The organism is Gammaproteobacteria bacterium, from assembly GCA_022450155.1.
Lineage (GTDB): Bacteria > Pseudomonadota > Gammaproteobacteria > Arenicellales > UBA868 > REDSEA-S09-B13.
Genome location: JAKUQR010000067.1, coordinates 1 through 3,085 on the forward strand (window position 1 = coordinate 1; position 3,085 = coordinate 3,085).

3 protein-coding genes are annotated in these 3,085 nt (G+C 54.2%); 1 reads left to right on the forward strand and 2 read right to left on the reverse strand.

Annotated elements, in window-relative coordinates:
- Positions 1 to 7: 7 nt before the first annotated feature.
- Positions 8 to 838, reverse strand: coding sequence for a phosphodiesterase (locus MK323_15265; protein ID MCH2483504.1), 831 nt, complete (start codon positions 836 to 838; stop codon positions 8 to 10).
- 239 nt (positions 839 to 1,077) lie between these two features.
- Between MK323_15265 and MK323_15270 the strand changes: the two genes are divergently transcribed.
- Positions 1,078 to 2,160, forward strand: coding sequence for an iron-containing alcohol dehydrogenase (locus MK323_15270; protein ID MCH2483505.1), 1,083 nt, complete (start codon positions 1,078 to 1,080; stop codon positions 2,158 to 2,160).
- Positions 2,161 to 2,792: 632 nt separating this feature from the next.
- Here MK323_15270 and MK323_15275 read toward each other — a convergent pair.
- Positions 2,793 to 3,085: hypothetical protein (locus MK323_15275; protein ID MCH2483506.1), on the reverse strand; the 293-nt coding region annotated here is incomplete at its 5' end.

Here is a 3,085-nt window from a genome sequence, read left to right on the forward strand (position 1 = left end):
ATCCGGCCTAGGCGTGAGGTTTCCTGACAGCCCAGTCCTGAACCGGAGAGTTGGCGAGATCAAACTTGGGACTGTCATCGAGAAAATCATGCGTGTGAACAATCAGACGGTCGGGCTCAAACAGTACGATCGCATAAGCCGGTGCCTCGAAATTGCCGGGCAGACTGGCCGTCGTTTTGAAATCCAGGCCCACCTGATGATTCATGCCTCTCAGACTTGACATCGAGATGCCCAGCCAATGACCGCACAGGGGTCGATGGATGTGCCCGAAGAACAGATGCTTGATGTTGTCAGTGTGCGGAAGGACCACCGCCGCGAATGCTGCCTGCTGAACCAGCGCTATTCGGTCCAATGTTGGAATGCCGATATTAAAAGGCGGATGGTGCATAAAGAGATACACATCCCGCCCGTTTGCATCCGCCAATTGCGCCTCCAGCCAGGCCAAGCGTAAATCGCAGTACCAGCCCTCGGCACGACCCGGTTCAGTGGTATCCAAGAATAGAAAACGACCCGCTTTGTAGTCTTTACCGGTTTGGACAAAGCCATGGTCATCCAGGTCCTGGTCAGGAAACCACCTGACAAACTCAGCACGCGAATCATGGTTGCCCACCAACAGCTGCAATGGCATGTTCAGAACCGAAAGACATTCTCTCAGGTGATCAAAGGCTTCCGGCTCACCCCAGTGGGTAAGATCACCCGTGATCACGCACAGGTCTGCATCAGCATGGTGCTCATTGATATCCGCCAGACAGCGTTTAAGCGCAACACTCGGATCGCGGCCATAAAGCGTCTGCCCAGGGGGCGCAAAATGGGGATCTGTTAAGTGAATCAGTTTCATAACCTATCAATCGACGTATGACGAATCAGTTGTCTCAGAATCTGATGGTAGTCGCCTCAGACAGTCTGGCATAGACCACCGGCCCTGATAAGACTGTTGATCATTTGGCTCAGTAAATTCCTGCGGGTAGACAAGCGAGTTCACCTCTGGGTTAAATCACGCCTAACGTGAGGCTGATCGGAGGACACGCAGGTGTTTCTTGTCCACTCGGTCGGCAACTTACGTCCACCGGAAGCACAATGAACGCTAAATACTGGACATTTCACAACCCCACCTTAATACATTTCGGCCCGGGTTACCTGGATCGACTCGGTAGTCTGATTGGTTCAAGGCGTTACGCTCTGGTGACCTACCCCGATGACTACTTCAAAACACAGATCGATCTGATTCAAAGAAGCGCAGGACCTGCCACACTGATCGCCGCTGACGTGCTGCCCAATCCCGACTTTTCCTATTTCAGAAATCTGTCTCAGGATACACTCACGGCCCTCACGCAAACCGAGCTACTGATCGCGCTGGGTGGTGGGTCAGTGATTGATACTGCCAAGGTACTTGCAGTGATCTCCAATGATTTCGCAGACATCAGCACCTCACTGGAACAACCTGGAACGGCATCACCGGTGCCTCTGCGGGAGATCATCGCGGTGCCGACCACCGCCGGGACCGGCAGCGAAGTCACCGCCTGGGCCACCGTATGGGATAGCGCACAAGGCAAGAAATATTCTCTGAACCATCCCAACTTGTATCCGGTAGCTGCACTTGTGGACCCGACGCTCACCCAGCTCCTGCCCCCAGAACCTACCCTTGCGGCGGGCCTCGATGCGCTGTCTCACGCGCTGGAGAGTATCTGGAACATCAATGCCAACCCGGTTTCAAGCGCCTATGCAGTCCAGGCTGCCACCCAAATCATGGCCACACTGCCACAACTGATGAGCGCTCTGGATGACATCGGCCTGCGAGAGCAGATGTCGCTGGCAGCGGTCCTCGCCGGACTTGCGTTCTCAAACACCAAGACGGCGCTTGCGCACAGTATTTCTTATCCCATATCGCTGAATCACGGTGTGGCCCATGGCATTGCCTGTTCGTTCCCGCTGCCGCTGGTCCTGCGGCGTGCCATCGGGGTTGACCCTGACTGCGACAACACCCTAAGGGCTATCTTTGGCAAAGATCTGGCAATCGGTGCTGACAACCTAGAGCGCTTTCTGACCGACTTGGGTGTCAGTACGCAACCGGATGATTATGGTCTCTCGGAGGTTGAATTTTCCGAGTACCTTAAGGTCGCGCAACAAGGCGAGCGCGGCAAAAACTTTATTGCCGCTTGAGTTTTTGTTACGTCCTAAGGCAAGGCTGAAAGACCGATCGGTTCACCGTTTTTCTGGACGTTGCTCAGTATAGCCACATGGGGAATCCGTCTAGCGACTTTACCAGCCCGTGTGGCGACCGAAGCGTGCACAGCTTCGATATGAAACTGTCAGGACAGTACCATCGATTTCTTGGGCAGGAAAAACCAATCAGCCGTGCTGACACAATGCATGATAAATCTGATTGATTTCAGAATCATTCTGCACAGTGTGCGGCTCGATACCAGAACATAGCGCACCCACTTCATGATTTAACTTCTGTTTCCGCATCATTAGGCTTGGCTATGGCACGCTGTTTAACGATTTCACCTGAAGTGCTGTCGCAGCACCTTCAGCCCAGCCACCTGCGTTCTTGTAAGGTGACTTAAGTGATTGATTTATTGGTGGGCCGTGCAGGGATCGAACCTGCGACCACCTGATTAAAAGCCTTCCGAGGGAATTATAGCCCTCTAAATATCAACTGCTTACGGTGGCGCCCGTTGCCCAGTTTGCAGGACAGTGCAGCACCGTGCAGGACAGGACCCGCAAATATCCCGCAAAGGATAACCGAGCGGTGAAGAGATACCTTCCGTTTCGAATTTGTTACCCCCCCCTCACAACCGATCGGGGTCGAGACTCACCCGACCGTATGCTAATGCCCGGGCCATCTGCTTGGCGATCGACGATGCCACAAACTGACCAGCGGCGAGGCGGGTATGGGTGTCACGGCCAAACGCCGTCATTCCTCGGAGTTTGTGGAAACCACGCACTCGGTCGATGTCGGCCATCGGCCGCAGACGCGCCAGCACCTCGTCTTTCTGTCCGCTTAAAAGCCAATGGGCAAAAGCAAAATCGCGATCCCCATGACCTATTGCGGACGTAACAACCCTGAAATCGGGCGCGGGAA